The sequence below is a fragment of the Paenibacillus sp. FSL F4-0125 genome (genome assembly GCF_038008565.1).
Taxonomy (GTDB): Bacteria; Bacillota; Bacilli; order Paenibacillales; family Paenibacillaceae; genus Paenibacillus_AQ.
In genome coordinates this window covers 4,247,731-4,264,604 of record NZ_JBBOZJ010000001.1, presented here as the reverse complement: position 1 = coordinate 4,264,604, position 16,874 = coordinate 4,247,731, and the positions used below count along the sequence as shown (strand labels likewise).

Here is a 16,874-nt window from a genome sequence, read left to right as displayed (position 1 = left end):
TTGCTAGATCGCAGCTTCCTCGGGCTCTAATATCATTGGAAGGGTTACTGTAAAAGTGGTACCTTGCTCAGGAATACTTTCTACTGTTATAGCTCCGCCATGATTATGTACAATATTTTGTGTGATCATAAACCCAAGGCCAGTTCCTGATTCTTTTGTCGTATAAAATGGTTTGCCTAGTGCTTTGATCTGTTCCTCTGACATCCCGCAACCTTCATCCTGTACACTAATTCGTGATTCACTTTCAGTTGTATGCACATGAATATATATGTTTCCTCCATTATTCATTGCTTCCATCGCATTTTTAAGTAAATTAATAAACACCTGCTTAAGCTGATAAGCCTCTCCATGAATCCAAATGGGTTGATCTGCACAGACAGGGAGAATCTTAAGGTTTCTTAGTGCAGCTTGACCATTCATTAATGTAGTAACTTGCTCGAGCAAAGATAATAAATCGACAGGCTTACTGATATGCGTCGTTTGTGGTTTGGATAAGACGAGCAGTTCGTTGACGATAAACTCGATGCGTTTCAATTCGGACTCTATAATGAAAAAATATTTATCATTCATGCGCTCGGAAGAGCGAAGCAGCTTCATAAAGCCGTTAATGGCTGTAAGCGGATTCCGGATTTCATGAGCAATTCCAGCTGCTAATTGCCCTGCGGTGGATAATTTCTCGGATTGGATTAGCCGTTCTTCTTCCAGCATTTGCTGTGAGATATCTTTAAAAATTCCAATAAATGCTCTGCTTCCATTGAAGATTATCGGTAGCGTGAACCCATCCACATATTTCTGCTGACCATTTAAGCAATTAATTAAGTAGCAAACGGAGCCTGACGTATTACCGCTGTAATATCTTTCCCTTCGTTCTTGAAGAATTTGATAATTGGAAAGGTCTACAATACTAGTAGTAGATGAACCTAATACTTGATCAAGGTTTTCCGCATGGATTAATTGCAAACCCGCTGAATTCGCATACTGAACAATCCCGTTTATTGTAATCACCACGGTCAGAGGTAATTCCTCTAGCAGTTGTAAGAAAGAATCATCTTTCTCCAACAGATTAGTTTCTGCTTCCTGCAGCTGCGTTTCTATCTGCTTGATGATCGTCTTATTTTCGAATTGAATGAAATAATATTGGGGGGCACCATTGGTATCTGAAATGATAGAGATGGAGATCTCTAGGCATAATAGTTGTCCAGTTGGTTTGTAATAATCCTGTTGGTAACGATGCGGATGGATGTTCAACGAGGAAAAAGACTCTTCAAGCTCAGCAATTTCACGGATCTGACTTAGAAGCGTACGAACAGTTGAAGAGGATGTTGGTAACTCGCTATGATCATATCCCAAAAGGGCACTTAAGGCGGAATTCCATTTCAAGAGCGTTCCATCAAACGAAACAAGCGCCATTCCAATTACAGCATGTGTAAAAGCAAAATCGAAACTGTGCAATTCATAGGGCCGCACTGCTATTCACCTCTCATATTCTTTCCACCATATGTAATAGTCATAGTATAAAACATATATTCTATTAAAATATATAAATTTTTATGTAAACAAGAACCAATCAAAGCTATGTGTTGTTGTGAAAATAAGGGTGCAAGAGTCAAGTGGTTTCAGGTAATATTAGAGAATACGTGCATTTATAGAAAGTGGAGGGGTTGTACTGTGCAATCAATCGTTGGTGAAATCCGAGAAATTAACCGCTATCCAGTCAAGTCATTTGCAGGTGAACGATTGGAAACCTGTATGATAGAACCATATGGAATGCTTGGGGATCGTTTCTGTGCCTTTTATGATGAGTCAAAAGAGGGATGGTGGCGTTATTTTACGGCTAGAAATAATCCTAAAATGCTTACCTATCAAGCCCAATTTATCAATGGAGAAATTCATGTAAGAGCTTCGGATGGACGAACCTTTGGGTGGGACGAGCGTTTGTTGGAAGAAATTCAAAGCCAAACTAAAACACAAATCTCCATGTCTACTATAAAAGCTTCGCATCCACAACCGGAGCATCCGCAACTGTTATCAGTGGATGGCGCTAGTATCTTACTCATAACGGATGCCAGCTTAAAGAAGCTTGAGGCATCATGGGGAAATTCCTTAGATCAGCGACGTTTTCGTGGGAACTTTGTTATCGCTTTAAATGATGAATCGCTTTTTGAAGGGGATTGGATCGGTCGGCAGCTTTCCATTGGAGAAGTGCAGCTACAGGTAGATAGTTTTTGTGAGAGATGTATGGTTATCACGATGGACCCGGATAGTCTGGAAAGAGACCCTAAACTATTGAAAAAACTGAACCAAGAGTTTGAACTCCACTTCGGTGTGTATGCTTCTGTAGTTAAGACAGGGGAAATTAGAATCGGAGACAAAGTAGAATTAATGGATTAGCGTATGATATAAACTTACTTTACATTCTCATATGGATAAATTACCCTTAAAAGGAATGACAAATTCATAGAGGGAGGGAATGTATGAAGAAGAAAATAATATCCCTGTTGATGGTATTTCTGCTTTTAGTCGTGTATATTCCTACGAATGCTTTTGCAGCGGATAGTGGAAAAACGCAAACGTACGTGAACACTCAGAAGGTGGCGGCTGAGAAGGCAGCATTCTTAACGGAAAAGATAGGAACGACGAGTCTCCAATATGCTCTGATGGATGGGGATACAATCGTTGTGAGCGGCCAAGCAGGATACAGCCATGTGGAGAGCAAGACGGCACCAAGCGTTACAACGATGTATGGAATTGGCTCGACGAGTAAGGTGTATACGGCAGCTTCTATTATGAAGCTCGTAGAACAAGGGAAAGTTGATTTAGAGGCTCCCATTGTAACTTATTTGAATAATTTTACGATGGAAGATTCACGTTATAAGCAAATCACCGTACGTATGCTGTTGAATCACTCATCAGGTCTTGGGGGTTCGAACTTATCAAATTCTTTTTTATTTAATGATTCTGATTCTATCGCCAAAGATAATTTGCTAACGACTTTGTCAACACAACGCCTAAAGGCAGATCCAGGAGCGTACTCTGTATATTGTAATGATGGATTTACGCTGGCGGAGTTGATTGTTGAGAAGGTCAGTGGCATGGACTTCACTACATTCATTCATCAAAATTTTACAGGTCCTTTAGGGCTTCAGCATACGAAAACGCCAGTAGATTCTGTGGATTCCAGCCAGTTGGCAAGTGTATACAATGCTACCTACCCAGCCGCTTTACCCAAAGAGACCATTAACGTAATTGGAACAGGGGGCATCTATTCCACGGCTGAAGATTTGGTGCGCTTTGCAACTATTTTCACTGGAGGATCGAAAGGGATTCTGTCAGAGAAATCAGTAAATGCGATGGAGCAAGAGGAATATAAACGTGGAATGTGGCCAAAAGGAATCGATAATTCGTTCGCATATGGATTGGGCTGGGACAGTGTGAATTTGTATCCATTCAATCAATACGAGATCAAAGCTCTGACTAAGGGCGGGGATACAAGTCTGTATCATACTTCACTTGTCGTGTTGCCAGGACAGCGGATGGCAGCAGCTGTGGTATCTTCTGGAGGATCGAGCACTACCGATCAGATGCTTGCTAACGAAATTTTGATCAGTGCTCTACAAGAAAAGGGAGTTATCAAGGAACTGAAAGCTACGCCTACATTTAAAGCCACGAACAAAGAGAAGATGCCAGAGGATTTGTTAAGTTATGCAGGTGTTTATGCTGATTCTACGCAGCTAATGAAGATAGAGATTAGTAAAGCTGGGGAATTGAGTATCTCTTCGATCATGGCACCTGCAATGCCAGCTCAGAAATTTTCGTATCATACGAACGGTGAATTCTTAGATGTAGTGGGTACGAGTAAAGTTAGCTTTGTGAAGGAGAGCAATGGTCGTATCTATCTTTGGAGTCAAGGGTACGGAGTCATTCCAGGGCTTGGTGAGACTGCCAGTACTCAATATGCAGCAGAAAAGCTAGAGGCGAATTCTTTATCCAATGAGGTTTTGTCAGCATGGCAGCAGCGTCAAGGAAAAATGTATTTTGATGTCAGCGAGAAGTATACCTCACAATTTTACATGAGTATGCCAGTAGCTGGAATTGCTATGTTCCCTGATGCACCGGGCTATATGGGCTCGAATAAAATAACTGGTCCGAATAAAGCTGAAATGACTGTGCAAATTCCAACTTTAGGTGGGCGCGATCTTGCGGATCTTGTTTTTGAAAATAAAGAGGGTGTGGAGTACCTTAAGGTTGGAAACCAATATTTTATATCACAGGATGCCATTAAACCTATCTATGCCGGCCCGCAATCATGGGTAACCATCCAAGCAGATGGATATGCGAGATGGTATGAAATACCTGAGACAGCATCAGGAAAGTTGATGACAGTAGAGCTACCAGCTAAAGGTTCCTTTGCTGTTTATGATCAGAATGGTATGTGTGTGAATTTCTCTACGATCAGCGGTCTTACGCAAGTTAAACTTCCGAGTAACGGGAAAATTGTATTTGTAAGCGATGTGGGTGCGAAGTTTGAATTGACAATCAAGTAGTAATAATCAATTTAATTTTTTTTATAAAAAAAGAATCCTGTTATCCAGATTATTTTATCTTGGGAACAGGATTTTTTATATATAAACGCTTCCCGTCCTTATAGGGACGCAGAGGGCAATTATGCTAGTTGAAATTCTATCTTCCTATTTGAAATTCTTTGAAAACTCTTTTATTTTATCTACAAAAATCCCCTTAAGCTGATCCGTACCTTCCTTAGGAGCTTTATAGGCTTTGTAACCTCCAAAGGATTCGATACAAATCGCATATTTTTTTAGATCATCCGGAAAATTCTTCTCTATTAATTCCTCAGTTGTTTTCGGTTTCTCGTTACAAATATAGTAGCCCATCTTCTTATTTAGTAACTCATCTTTATTTTTTTTGATAAAATCACGAATCGCTTTGTATATTTTCTCATCTCTTACTCCGGCACCTAAAATAATGCTATCAAATTCCTCAAGATTTGGTTTCTCTATTTCAATATTACAGATCTTACTCTGAGGAATCTCTTCTGATAATACCTTTGCGCATTGCTCTGTTGCTCCTGATTTTGTTGCATATAGAATAAGTACTGCCATTGTGGTTCCTCTTTTCAGCTTAAATTATCCAGGTCCCAAAGACTCTTGTAATTCAATTATCTTGATTATCGAGATAATATATATATATTATCGAAAATAGCGATCTTTTGTCAAGTTAACAGCAAGTTCTTATGTACTAATTCTACATCCTTATTATGGTATCATAGGAATAATTGATCTATCGTTAGCTATATCTTTAAAGAAATTACAATAAAAAGGGGTGTGGAGATAAGTTGAGTATCATCGTAATGCTAGTCATCTATTTTTTACTTGGAGTATTCGTGATTAAATTAGGCATTGATAACTCTAGAAGTACGCAAATATCAAAGGAAATATTAAATGAGCTAAGAGAAATCAAAGAACTAATGATAAGAAATAAATACGAATAACTTCTTAGAAGGAGGGCAAACAGGATTGGCCATTCCATTTTTAGTATTAATTCTTGCTTTTTCTGGTTTTTTTCTAAGGGTATGGATTGTTGGCCCGGATAAAGAAAAAATTTCTGACGACGGTAATGAGCTAAATATAAAAGGTAAATTAATACTCGGACTTATTGGATTAATTTCGGCAATTGTCATAATGATAGCTGATGGCGTACAGGGGACAGGAATGAAGTGGTTTTGGATTGTATTCATAATTATTGCCGTAGGATTTCAGTCATATATTGATTGGAAATTTTTAAAGCATACGAAACAACATATCGTTTCACTGATTTTGTTAGTCGAAGGTGTGGTGTTAGTTTATTTCTTTTTCTAATAGGTTGAACGATTAAAGCCTAATCCCCTGTCAGCGTACATAAGGGATTAGGCTTTTTAATTTCACGACCTTTTTGGTACATGAGGTTCAGCTGGTGGAATGGATGCGCTTATGACGGGGTTACTTACAACTGGACAGAATCCTGGGTTTGTTAAACATATCTGCTCGGAGTACCGTGGTTGGAGCTTTGAAAGTTCAGTAAAATAGTTGCCGATCATATGATTGCTACTTGCAGATCCATTCTGGAAAGAAAGTGATACGAAGGTATGGACATGACTGTAATAGTACTTCGTTTCCCGTTTAGGCAGCTTATATACATGTGGAGGAGCGTACGTAACAACATCAAAAAGATTGGCATAACGGTAACTCTTCCGGACATATGGTTTAAAAACATTCACGAAGTTCGGATCACCTACACGTGGTGAACCATAGGTGAACAGATTAGGTGAGATGTGCGAGGTGTTGGCCGCAATATCTATAGCACATAAAGTGGCGAGTGCTCCACCGAGGCTGTGACCAGTAATGTATAAGGTTTTATCGGGAGATAGCTTAGCAAGTGTAGAGATAATCCCATCGCGAGCTGAGGCGTAAATATTCGTGAAACCACGGTGGGTAAGGGTATCTTCTTTAATGTATTTGAATCTCTCCTGTGAGGCCATAACGTTAGACATCCAATCGGTTGTGGAACTGGTTCCCCGGAAGGCCACAACAATCTCTTGTGGAGACTCCAGAATAAATCCGAAGCGTTCCCATACCTCGCTGATGGATCTTGCTTCAATTGTATCCACGATCTGATAATCTAATGGAACGACGAACAAACCTTCTGTATTTGAGAACTGCGCATAGGTCTGTCCGCAGATGGCAGCTAGAAAGATAGCCCTTTGCTCTTGATCATTTTTGGTACCCATGTGCATCCCGCCCTTCTTCCTAAACTATATTAGGAGGACGAGAGAGAGATTCCTATATCATAGGAGGCCTTGTACCAATTAGAAATATCTAAATTTATACAGTTAAATTGTTACTTCAAATGATTTTACTTCGAAAGTCGAAGGTTCAGCGGCACTTAATGATTTCATTTCTTCTCTTTGCTATGATTCCACTTTGTGCCTTCGGTTTTCTAGCTTACCATAAATCAAATGAAGCGATCGAAGCTAACAGCCCCCTAAATTACTTCTGGTGTTTCTGCGCACACATAAGGATTCCTTCGGAAACTTAACTTGCGACAAGGAAACCCATACAGTACACTTTCTTTAACTAGTACAAACCTAAGATAGCTTGGGAAAGAACTTTGAAAAAGGAAGTGTTAAATAGTGGATTTAGAGATGGTCATGCAGGAGCTGGAAGCGCTCGGCAAGGAACGAACCAAGAAAATATATATGTCCAATGGAGCAAAGGAACCACTATTTGGCGTGGCTACCGGAGCAATGAAGCCAATCTTCAAGAAAACAAAAATAAATCAGCCATTGGCTGAGGAGCTTTACGCGACAGGGAACTACGATGCTATGTACTTTGCCGGCATCATTGCTGATCCCAATGCAATGACGGAAGCGGATTATGACCGATGGATGGATGCGGCTTATTTTTATATGCTGTCCGACTTTGTAGTGGCAGTAACCTTGGCAGAAGCGGATATTGCACAACAAGTGGCCGATAAATGGATCGCGAGCGGTGAAGAGCTGAGAATGTCAGCGGGCTGGAGCTGTTACTGCTGGCTGCTTGGCAGTCGGCCGGATGTTGAGTTTTCCGAAAGCAAGCTTGCTGGTATGCTTGAGATGGTGGAGAATACGATTCATGATTCTCTAGAACGTACCCAATATTCAATGAATAACTTTTTATACACAGTAGCCGTATCTTATTCGCCACTACATGATAAGGCTAGCGAAACTGCTAGGACTGTAGGTCCAGTTGAAGTCAACAAGGATAAGGCAAAAAGTAAATTGATTCACGCGTACGCAAATATTCAAAAAGCAGTCGACAAAGCTCAGCTTGGTTTTAAACGCAAGCATGTAAGATGTTGATCTAGCAGAAGCTTCTAGAGAAGAAAAAGGAAAAAGGATTCCCTGATGCTTCACTCTGAGTTACTATATAGAAATGACACCAAGAGGAGAAAGTAGGGGGAAAAGCATACATGGGCAACTATTTGGATATTTTACACAAGGAAGTCGTACCGGCTGAAGGCTGTACAGAGCCGATCGCAGTTGCGTATGCCGTCTCCTTGGCGGCAGAACTTCTCGAAGGAGAAATAACGGGGATTCAGCTGCATCTCAGCGGTAATATTATCAAAAATGCAATGGGAGTGGGCATCCCTGGGACAGGCCAGACAGGTCTGCCTATCGCAGCAGCCCTTGGAGCGGTGGTCGGACGTTCGCACAAGGAGCTGGAAATTCTGTCAGGTCTGACTCCGGATGAGCTAAAGCTGGCTAATGATCTGCTAGATCGAAAGCTGCTGCAAGTGGAGATAATGGACACTCCTGAGAAGTTATATATTGAAGCACAGGTGAAGACAGAGAACCATACGGCAATTGCCATCCTTGCTAAGGAACACACTAATATTGAATACCTAGCTCTAGACGGAAAAAAAGTGACACCTAAGAAGTCTAAAGCTGACTGTGGAAAGCCCGGTCTGTCCGATACTGAAGCTTATGAAGGCTCTGTAGATCGGATTTTTGAGTTTATAAGTACGGCTCCATTTTCAGACCTTAGCTTCCTCTTGGAAGGTGCTCGGATGAACAAAGCGATTTCCGATGAGGGACTTCGAGGCGATTATGGGTTGCAAGTAGGGAAGAAGATGAACCAGCAATCTGCGATGAATTTATTCGGCAATGATGTGGCGAACAAAATTATAGCGGCCACTGCCGCGGCTTCAGATGCTCGCATGGATGGCAGTGCAATGCCTGTGATGACAACAGCGGGCAGCGGTAATCAAGGCATCGCCTGTACGCTTCCCGTAATATCATTGGCGGAATTGCTCGGCAAGGATGAAGAGACGCTGGCTCGGGCGCTTGCACTAAGCAATCTGGTCACTGTGCATATCAAGCATTATATCGGGCGGTTGTCGCCTTTATGCGGTTCAGGGATCGCTGGCGGGGTAGGAGCGAATAGCGGGATCATTTATCTCATGGGCGGTAGTCTTGAGCAAATTAAGCATGGGATACAGAATACAATAGCTTCTTTGTCAGGCATGATCTGCGACGGTGCGAATTCAACCTGTGCACTGAAGATTTCCACCTCCACCAATACAGCGATTCAGGCAGCCACATTGGCGATGAATAATATTGCCCCTACGACCAAGGATGGAGTTATTTTCGAAGAGGTGGAAGACACTATTCGCAACATGGAGCGACTGGTTCAAGAAGGTCTGGCGGATACTGACAAGACCATTCTAAATATCATGCTCTCCAAAGGTGGAGCGAAGTAACCTTATAGTAACTTAGATACAAAATAAGAGATCATGAATTAAGACCGCCCGGTTCCCTGCTTAAAATGGCAGGAGTCCGGGCGGTCTTTGTAATTCTGCGGCAAGGTCCTAGGTTTATAAGAAGATTTGCATTAAATTTTAACATAACTTATTCTGAGATCATAAAGGCATAGACTGATGGTATAAAAAGGAGATATTATGACGGAGAAGATAGATATAGGATGGAACTTTGAGAACAGTTATGCTCATCTGCCGGAATCCATGTTTACAAGGATCAAACCTACTCCTGTGCGAAAGCCGGAGTTAGTTATTTTAAATGAACCATTGGCTGCTACTTTAGGGCTGAATAGCACAGCACTACATAGTAAGGATGGTGTACAGATTTTTGCGGGCAATGAAGTTCCTAAAGGTACAGAGTCGCTTGCTCAAGCCTATGCTGGACATCAATTCGGACATTTTACCATGTTAGGTGACGGCCGAGCTGTGCTGCTGGGTGAACAGATCACTCCCCAAGGTGAACGCGTAGACATTCAGCTTAAAGGCGCGGGAAGAACGCCATATTCTCGTGGTGGGGATGGCCGAGCCGGACTTGGCCCGATGCTGCGTGAATATATCATCAGCGAAGCCATGCATGGCCTTGGTATTCCTACCACTCGCAGCTTGTCGGTGGTCACTACAGGAGAAACGATCATTCGAGAAACAGAGCAGCCCGGTGCTGTTCTTACCCGTGTTGCAGCCAGTCATCTACGGGTGGGTACTTTTCAATATGTTGCAGCATGGGGGAATGCAGATGATCTCCGTATTCTGGCTGATTACACGCTGCAAAGACACTATCCCGAAGTACCTATGGAAGAGAACCGATATCTTTTCCTGCTTCGGGAAGTGATTGGACGTCAGGCTGAACTGATTGCCAAATGGCAGCTTGTAGGATTTATTCATGGAGTGATGAATACGGACAACATGGCGCTTAGCGGAGAAACGATTGATTATGGTCCATGCGCATTCATGGATATGTATAATCCGGAGACCGTATTCAGTTCCATAGACCAGCAGGGTCGCTATGCCTATGGCAATCAGCCGGGGATTGCCTCTTGGAACCTCGCAAGATTCGCGGAGACTCTCCTGCCATTGGTGGCTGATGATCAAGAACAGGCGATTCAGCTCGCTGAAGAGGAGATTGCAGATTTTAAAGAGCGGTCTTATCATCATTGGCTCTCAGGAATGAGAGCGAAGCTCGGAATCTTCAACGAAGAGGTAGAGGATGTTGCGCTAATTGAAGACCTGCTAGATTTGATGCAGAAATACCGGGCGGACTATACCAATACCTACCGTGCCCTAACCTTGGAGAAGCTGGAAGAAACCGCTCTGTTTAGTGCAGCGGAATTTACCAAGTGGCATGAGTTATGGCAGGCTAGACTTAGCAGACAGCAGCAATCGAAAGAGGTTTCACAGCAGCTAATGCGCAATAGTAATCCTGCGATCATTCCGCGAAACCACAGGGTAGAGGAAGCACTCCAAGCTGCAGTGCAACAGGGAGATTACAGTGTGATGGAGCGGTTGCTTGAAGCTCTTTCCAATCCTTACGCGTATACCCCTGAACAAGATGAATACTCGGCACTTCCTGAGGAATCAGCAAGACCCTATCGAACCTTCTGCGGCACTTGATTTGCAAATAATGATCTAAATAATGAGGTGAAGTAAGAATGTTTCATGCATATGATGTTCTGGCTAACCAGTTGCTAGCGAATGCGAATGATCCAAGTTGGTATGTGCCCTTTGAGGTAGCCGTAAAAGACTTAAGCGAAGAGGAAGCATCTTGGAAAGTAACAGAAGAAAGCAATAGTATTGTTGAGATTGTGCAGCATCTGCTCTACTGGAATGAGGCTTGGCAAACAAGATATAAAGAAAAGAGCGTCCATGCGGTTCCTTCTGTAGATAACAATGATACCTTTGTTGTTGCAGAAGGAGTAACGTTCCAAGAGCTTCAACAACAACTTTTAGAAGTTCTTCTACGTTGGCAGGAACTGATTACGAAGGACGAATTGGAAGCTGATGTTCAAGGGTTCCCAGACAGTCTGTGGTGGGAAGTATTAGGTAATGTGACGACACATAATGCTTATCACGTGGGGCAGATTGTTTTTATTCGGAAGATCCAAAAGAGTTGGAATCGCAATGTGAAGTGAATTGAAGGACGTTAACGGATGTATAGCCATCTGGATAACGTCTTTTTTTGTGAATATCAATGAGGATAAGATATAGAATATCACTTATAAATACTTAAGTTATTATATTTAATACTTGTAAATGCTTATTAAATGACTTATGATGACTTTAGGAGGTGCATACAAGATGTTTCAAGAGGAGAGATTGTTGAAGATACTCGAATATTTGAAACAACACCAATCGATGAGTGTTCAAGAGATCTGTACTCAATTTGATGTATCCAGAGATACCGCACGTAGGGATATTGTTAGATTAGTACAAGAAGGTGTTGTGATCCGAACGCATGGAGGGGTATCGTTACCTGAGTTACAAAAAGAATTGTTATCTTATCAGGATCGATTGATCGATAAATCTGAGAGTAAGCAGAGAATAGGGAAGACTGCAGCGCAGCTTATTCAAGATCATGAGACTGTGATTTTAGATGTATCCACCACTGTACAGTTTGTTGCAGAACAAATCACCGCGAAGGATATTACGGTTGTTACACACTCGATTGATAACGTAGGGATCTTGTCCAAACGGGAAGATCTGCAAATTTATGTTCTTGGCGGTTACTTGAATGTGAAGAACCGCTTGTTATATGGTCCTTCCATTATCGATAAGCTTAGTGAAATCCGTGCAGATAAAGCCTTTATTGGAGCATCCGCGATCGGTGCTGATGGACTCTACTATCCTTATGAAGAAGATGCGAGGGTAAAAAGAGAAATGGCGCGAAGAGCGGATCAAGTGATTTTAGTGGCGGATCACAGCAAATTTAATGCCAAATCCTTTTATCGGCTAGACTTTGATTTCGTTGATATTTTAATTACCAATCGAGAACTCCCAAGTCAGATTAGAGAAGTTCTAGATCAGAAGAACATCACAGTTATTGAGTGTTCAGAAGAGACGAAAGAGGTTCAATCACAAGACTGATGACATAAAGGAGAAGGATATTTATGAGTTGTATTTTACAAAATGTGCAATTGGTGCTTCAGGATCGTATTGTTCCAGCAGCTAATGTGTGGATTTTTGAAGGGAAAATCATAAAGATAGAGGCAGAGGCCCCTTCGATTTCAGAGGGAGATTATGAACGGATAGATGGCGGTGGCCATTTGTTAGTACCCGGAATGATAGATGTTCATATTCATGGCGCTAATGGTTTTGATATGATGGATGGTACGGAAGAGAGCATTCAAGAAGTATCAAAGGCTTGTGCTGCGTCTGGTTGCACCTCATTTCTGGCTACCTCTGTCAGTTCTACGCTAGAAGATCTTTTAGAAATGATTCGTAGTGTTAAGCGTGTGATAGGACATGAAGTGGGTGCAAAGATCGCAGGCATTCATTTAGAGGGACCTTACCTGAACCCGAAGCGAAAAGGTATGCAGAACGAAAAGTTTCTGCGTCATCCCAACTTAGAGGAAATGAACCTAATTTTTGAAGAAGCGGGTTCACTCATTAAGATGGTTACAATTGCTCCGGAGTTGCCGGGCGGGATGGAGCTTATTTCCTTTTTGAAAGAAAAGGGCGTAGTAATAGCCATCGCTCATTCGGATGCCACTTATGAAGAGGCTAAACAAGCCTTTGCGTCGGGGGCAAGTCATGTAACGCATTGTTTTAATGGCATGCGGCCTATCCATCATCGAGATCCAGGGGTAATTGTGGCTGCTTTTGAAGAGAAGCATGTAAGCCTTCAAGCGATTGTGGACAATGTCCATCTGCATCCTGCAATTATTCGATTAATGCATACCTTGAAAGGACCGGAAGGCATGGTCTTGATTACAGATGCACTGCAAGCTATGGGATTAGGTGATGGGAATTATATGTTTGGAGGCCATCATGTTACGGTATCCGAGGGGGTAGCGAGACTAAAGGATGGAACATTAGCTTCAAGCACCGTGACTATGAATGAAGCCTTACGTTATACTGTTGAAACTGGAATTCCATTGATCGATGCTGTACAGATGGCTTCAACTACGCCGGCCAATATTCTGGAGCTTCAACAGAAGGGGACGATAACAGCTGGTTTTGATGCTGACCTGGTCCTCTTGAATGATGAATTTAAAGTACTCTGGACAATGGTGGATGGTCAAATTATATAAATCATGATGAATACAGGTTACTTCTGCTCAATGCAGTTGTAACCTGTATTCATGTGCGGTTATGCCAAACACGCTTTTAAAATGCCGGTTCAAATGAGTTAGATCCACAAATCCGCACTCTGCCACCGCCGCATAGATATCCTTGGTTTTCTCAATGGACTGTTTGGCATGCTCTACTTTGCAATTTAAGAAGAATTGATAAGGCGATATTCCTGTGTGCATTTTAAACGCTCGGATAAATTGATATTTGGATAGATTAAATTCTTTGCAGAGGTCGTCTAGCTTCAGCACATGATCTAAACTGCAGTACATCATTTCCTTCGCTTTTTTGACGAGGTTACTATTTGTTCTGCGGTCGGTATCTATTTCAGTATGGGATACTAAATCGAGCAGAGTTAACAATAGCTCACTGCACAAGGACTCCTCTTTGCCATGCTGGATGGCATGACTTAGCGCCAATATGCACTGTGCCAATTTGTTGTCGTATAGGATAGGAGAGGTAAACCGCAGTTCTTTTTTTCCTAGTATCTCTTGTATAATGGTGGGCTTGATATAAAGCATGACATAATCAATGCCTGCTTTGTCAAACGATCTGCCGTCATGTGTCTGCTCTGGATTGAACAGCATAATCCCATTTTTATGGGAGGATTGCAAGCTACCGTCGAGGTTATATTGCTGAATGCCGCGAAGCGTTACACCGAGTGCATATTCCTCGTGGCAATGTTTTTTATAAGTGAAATCAGTCATGCTAGCTGACAAGGTTAGGATATCTGCTGATTTTTTATAGTTGAATGTTTCCACGTTTTTATCCTCCATGCCTTTATAGGATTCCCGATATCAAAATGGCCGAGTATACTAAAAAAAGTGCCATCAGGGTATTTAGAACTTTTTGATGATGTTGCAGAAAGCTTCTGAAGATCGCGCCAAAAATAATCCATGTTATGAAGCCAAGAAATCCGATTAAAGTTACAATTATAACAAATAGGGTCAAGGTAATGGATGAAGTGTAGAATGGCATAACGTAGCTGGGAATGACGGTTAGTGTAAATAAGAGCACTTTCGGATTCACTAGCTGCATAAGAAAGCCTGGCCAAAAATCGGCATTCGAGTTAGACTGTTCTTCCATTGAACCCATTTTAAAGATTTTATAAGCAAGATAAAGCATATATAAGCTCCCAATGATTTGCATAAAGATCAGAATATTTGGGATGACCTCAACAAGAACACGGTTAAGCAAGGTTGAAAGGATAAGCAGTAGTCCAAAAGCCACCGTAGCTCCATATACATAGTTCATAGTTTTTTTGGCCCCTGAACGCTGCACAGAAGAAAGAATAACAATATTGGTTGGGCCAGGCGTAAATGTAACGACGATGCAGTAGATTAAAAAGGAAATTATATTCATGATGACCTCCAGTAAAAGTAGTCTTATGAATATAAACCTCCTAGCTAGAATGGTTATAGTATATTATTGCAGAGGTGATCAATAGAATGAACGAGACAAATCAATGTACCATAGCTGTTCTCACCATGGCTGATTATGAAACTGCATGCCAGGTGTTTGAAGAATCGATATCAGATGCTTTTAACAAAGAGGGAATTGGTCACTTACAAGAGGATATACAAGGTGAAATTGACGATAAAAAGAAAAAGGCACTTTGCTCCCTGGATCAGGCAAACTCGGATACGTGTTTCTTTATCGCTAAAATCAATGGGACGGTTGTGGGAACGATTTCCTATGGTCTCTGCGGTGAGGCAATTCAAATCTGTGCAGAGCATCAGTTGGATCATTTGGGGGAACTGGGTAGTTTATACGTGGTACCACGCTTTCAGGGTCAAGGGATTGGCTCAGCATTAATTAAGGAAATGATGACATTTCTAAACGAACAAGGAATTGAGCAATTTTGCTTGGACAGTGGATATCAACGCGCACAAATCAAGTGGCAGCGTAAATTTGGGAAGCCTTATAAGGTGGTAAAAGACTATTGGGGACCCGATTCCGCTCATATGGTTTGGTTGTGTAATGTGAGTGATCATTTGAACTAAGCTTTTAAAAATTGAAGCCTTTAGCTTTTATAGTAGAGGTTTCTTTTTTATGGATGAGCACTCCAGTGATAAAATGGAAATTGTATGTCATATGGAATGAATGTGTCGTAATATTATATATTAGATGTCGCATTTACCTACTAATAAAGCGCTTTATAATATGCTATTTTATTAATAGATGTCAGAATAACATATATACGGGAGGCACAAGCAAATGACGATTAGAATAGGTAAGATTAGCTATTGGCATGTTCATGCTTGGGACTATACGAAGCAAGCTCAAGAGCATGAGGATACTGTATTAGCTGCGGTTTGGGATGAAGATGCTGAGCGAGGGAAAAAAGCTGCCGAAAGCTTGAATGTTCCTTTTTTCGAATCACTGGATGACCTGCTTGCGCAGGAGGATATAGATGCCGTCATTGTGGATGCACCTACCAATGTGCATAGAGATGTAATCATTGCTGCGGCTAAAGCGGGTAAACATATATTTACGGAAAAAGTAATTGCCCCAACTCATAAAGAAGTCGAAGAAATCATTAGCGCAGTTGAAGAGAATGAGGTGAAGTTGACCGTCTCTTTGCCACGTCTAAATGATGGATATACATTAACGATCCAAGAGGTTCTGAGTCAAGAGCTGCTCGGAGAGATCACTTACGTTAGAGTTCGTTTATCCCATAATGGAGCTACAGAAAACTGGCTTCCTGAGCATTTCTTCAGTTTGGAACAATGCGGTGGCGGTGCTTTGATTGATCTTGGCTGTCATCCGATGTATTTGACGAAGCTTTTCTTAGGTCAAGACGTGACCGGTGTAAGTGCTAATTTTGGTTATGTTACGGGCAAGGAAGTAGAAGATAATGCAGTGGTGACGTTATATACGAATTCCGGAGCTATTGGTGTGGTCGAGGCTGGGTTTGTGAATAGTCATTCGCCGTTTACGATCGAGGTGCATGGAACCGAAGGTACGCTTCTTTACGGAACACCAGAGGATAAGCTTCTACTTAAAAGTAACAAATCTGCTGACAAAGAGGAAGGATGGAAAGAAGTAGCGTTGCACGCTAATCGTGAAAGCGCATTCCATCAATGGGTTAATCATATCCAAAAGGATACTTTGGCCACACAGAATGTTCAAACCGCTGTGGAGCTTACGAGATTAATGGAAGCGGCGAATCGTTCTGCTAAAGAAGCTCGTATGATTCGGTTAGCCGATTTAGACGCTTAATTGGTCTCCACCTGTTA

The 16,874-nt window shown here is 41.7% G+C and carries 16 protein-coding genes; 11 read left to right on the top strand and 5 right to left on the bottom strand.

Going from position 1 to position 16,874, the window contains the following annotated elements; translation table 11 throughout:
• Window positions 1-3: 3 nt before the first annotated feature.
• Window positions 4-1,452 (bottom strand): ATP-binding protein, encoded by a 1,449-nt coding sequence (locus NST74_RS18945; protein ID WP_341113826.1) that lies wholly within the window; start codon window positions 1,450-1,452, stop codon window positions 4-6.
• Window positions 1,453-1,668: 216 nt separating this feature from the next.
• On the opposite strand from NST74_RS18945, the gene NST74_RS18940 reads away from it, so the two are divergent.
• Window positions 1,669-2,391, top strand: coding sequence for an MOSC domain-containing protein (locus NST74_RS18940; RefSeq protein WP_341113825.1), 723 nt, complete (start codon window positions 1,669-1,671; stop codon window positions 2,389-2,391).
• Between the two features lie 83 nt (window positions 2,392-2,474).
• Window positions 2,475-4,544: a serine hydrolase domain-containing protein gene (locus tag NST74_RS18935; RefSeq protein WP_341113824.1), complete on the top strand. Its 2,070-nt coding sequence runs from the start codon at window positions 2,475-2,477 to the stop codon at window positions 4,542-4,544.
• A 144-nt stretch (window positions 4,545-4,688) separates the two neighbouring features.
• Here the strand turns inward: NST74_RS18935 and NST74_RS18930 are convergent, their stop codons facing one another.
• Complete coding sequence (locus NST74_RS18930) at window positions 4,689-5,120, bottom strand: flavodoxin domain-containing protein (RefSeq protein WP_341113823.1); 432 nt, start codon at window positions 5,118-5,120, stop codon at window positions 4,689-4,691.
• Window positions 5,121-5,534: 414 nt separating this feature from the next.
• Here NST74_RS18930 and NST74_RS18925 point away from each other — a divergent pair, with 414 nt between their 5' ends.
• Window positions 5,535-5,876, top strand: a complete 342-nt coding sequence (locus tag NST74_RS18925; protein ID WP_341113821.1) for a DUF4181 domain-containing protein — start codon at window positions 5,535-5,537, stop codon at window positions 5,874-5,876.
• Between the two features lie 62 nt (window positions 5,877-5,938).
• On the opposite strand, the gene NST74_RS18920 is transcribed toward NST74_RS18925, so the two are convergent.
• On the bottom strand, window positions 5,939-6,784 hold the full coding sequence (locus NST74_RS18920; protein ID WP_341113820.1) for a lipase family protein: 846 nt from the start codon (window positions 6,782-6,784) through the stop codon (window positions 5,939-5,941).
• Between the two features lie 402 nt (window positions 6,785-7,186).
• Between NST74_RS18920 and NST74_RS18915 the strand changes: the two genes are divergently transcribed.
• The 6 genes from NST74_RS18915 to nagA all read left to right on the top strand — a co-directional run bounded on the left by NST74_RS18915 (window position 7,187) and on the right by nagA (window position 13,595).
• Window positions 7,187-7,894 carry a DNA alkylation repair protein gene (locus tag NST74_RS18915; RefSeq protein ID WP_341113819.1) on the top strand — a complete coding sequence of 236 codons (708 nt, stop codon included), beginning with the start codon at window positions 7,187-7,189 and terminating at the stop codon, window positions 7,892-7,894.
• Between the two features lie 110 nt (window positions 7,895-8,004).
• Entirely contained in the window at window positions 8,005-9,294 is a 1,290-nt protein-coding gene (locus tag NST74_RS18910; RefSeq protein ID WP_341113818.1) for an L-cysteine desulfidase family protein, read from the top strand.
• A gap of 198 nt (window positions 9,295-9,492) precedes the next feature.
• Complete coding sequence (locus NST74_RS18905; RefSeq protein WP_341113817.1) at window positions 9,493-10,959, top strand: protein adenylyltransferase SelO; 1,467 nt, start codon at window positions 9,493-9,495, stop codon at window positions 10,957-10,959.
• Between the two features lie 38 nt (window positions 10,960-10,997).
• A complete protein-coding gene (locus tag NST74_RS18900; RefSeq protein ID WP_341113815.1) occupies window positions 10,998-11,477 on the top strand; it encodes a DinB family protein in 480 nt (159 codons plus the stop codon).
• A 166-nt stretch (window positions 11,478-11,643) separates the two neighbouring features.
• Window positions 11,644-12,429: a DeoR/GlpR family DNA-binding transcription regulator gene (locus tag NST74_RS18895; protein WP_341113814.1), complete on the top strand. Its 786-nt coding sequence runs from the start codon at window positions 11,644-11,646 to the stop codon at window positions 12,427-12,429.
• 23 nt (window positions 12,430-12,452) lie between these two features.
• A complete protein-coding gene (gene nagA / locus NST74_RS18890; RefSeq protein ID WP_341113812.1) occupies window positions 12,453-13,595 on the top strand; it encodes an N-acetylglucosamine-6-phosphate deacetylase in 1,143 nt (380 codons plus the stop codon).
• Window positions 13,596-13,622: 27 nt separating this feature from the next.
• Here the strand turns inward: nagA and NST74_RS18885 are convergent, their stop codons facing one another.
• Both NST74_RS18885 and NST74_RS18880 read right to left on the bottom strand, forming a co-directional pair.
• The gene (locus NST74_RS18885) at window positions 13,623-14,396 is read right to left on the bottom strand and encodes an AraC family transcriptional regulator (RefSeq protein ID WP_341113811.1); all 774 of its coding nucleotides are present in this window, start codon (window positions 14,394-14,396) and stop codon (window positions 13,623-13,625) included.
• Window positions 14,397-14,415: 19 nt separating this feature from the next.
• Window positions 14,416-14,997: a LysE family translocator gene (locus tag NST74_RS18880; protein WP_341113810.1), complete on the bottom strand. Its 582-nt coding sequence runs from the start codon at window positions 14,995-14,997 to the stop codon at window positions 14,416-14,418.
• A gap of 86 nt (window positions 14,998-15,083) precedes the next feature.
• On the opposite strand from NST74_RS18880, the gene NST74_RS18875 reads away from it, so the two are divergent.
• Together NST74_RS18875 and NST74_RS18870 are read left to right on the top strand one after the other, a co-directional pair.
• Complete coding sequence (locus NST74_RS18875) at window positions 15,084-15,638, top strand: GNAT family N-acetyltransferase (RefSeq protein WP_341113809.1); 555 nt, start codon at window positions 15,084-15,086, stop codon at window positions 15,636-15,638.
• 214 nt (window positions 15,639-15,852) lie between these two features.
• Complete coding sequence (locus NST74_RS18870; protein ID WP_341113808.1) at window positions 15,853-16,857, top strand: Gfo/Idh/MocA family protein; 1,005 nt, start codon at window positions 15,853-15,855, stop codon at window positions 16,855-16,857.
• Window positions 16,858-16,874: the final 17 nt, after the last annotated feature.

Coding starts and splice junctions, on each gene's coding strand:
- NST74_RS18935 (WP_341113824.1), top strand. CDS start 2,475: ATGAAGAAGAAAATAATATCCCTGTTGATGGTATTTCTGCTTTTAGTC.
- NST74_RS18930 (WP_341113823.1), bottom strand. CDS start 5,120: ATGGCAGTACTTATTCTATATGCAACAAAATCAGGAGCAACAGAGCAA.
- NST74_RS18920 (WP_341113820.1), bottom strand. CDS start 6,784: ATGGGTACCAAAAATGATCAAGAGCAAAGGGCTATCTTTCTAGCTGCC.
- NST74_RS18910 (WP_341113818.1), top strand. CDS start 8,005: ATGGGCAACTATTTGGATATTTTACACAAGGAAGTCGTACCGGCTGAA.
- NST74_RS18905 (WP_341113817.1), top strand. CDS start 9,493: ATGACGGAGAAGATAGATATAGGATGGAACTTTGAGAACAGTTATGCT.
- NST74_RS18900 (WP_341113815.1), top strand. CDS start 10,998: ATGTTTCATGCATATGATGTTCTGGCTAACCAGTTGCTAGCGAATGCG.
- NST74_RS18895 (WP_341113814.1), top strand. CDS start 11,644: ATGTTTCAAGAGGAGAGATTGTTGAAGATACTCGAATATTTGAAACAA.
- nagA (WP_341113812.1), top strand. CDS start 12,453: ATGAGTTGTATTTTACAAAATGTGCAATTGGTGCTTCAGGATCGTATT.
- NST74_RS18880 (WP_341113810.1), bottom strand. CDS start 14,997: ATGAATATAATTTCCTTTTTAATCTACTGCATCGTCGTTACATTTACG.
- NST74_RS18875 (WP_341113809.1), top strand. CDS start 15,084: ATGAACGAGACAAATCAATGTACCATAGCTGTTCTCACCATGGCTGAT.
- NST74_RS18870 (WP_341113808.1), top strand. CDS start 15,853: ATGACGATTAGAATAGGTAAGATTAGCTATTGGCATGTTCATGCTTGG.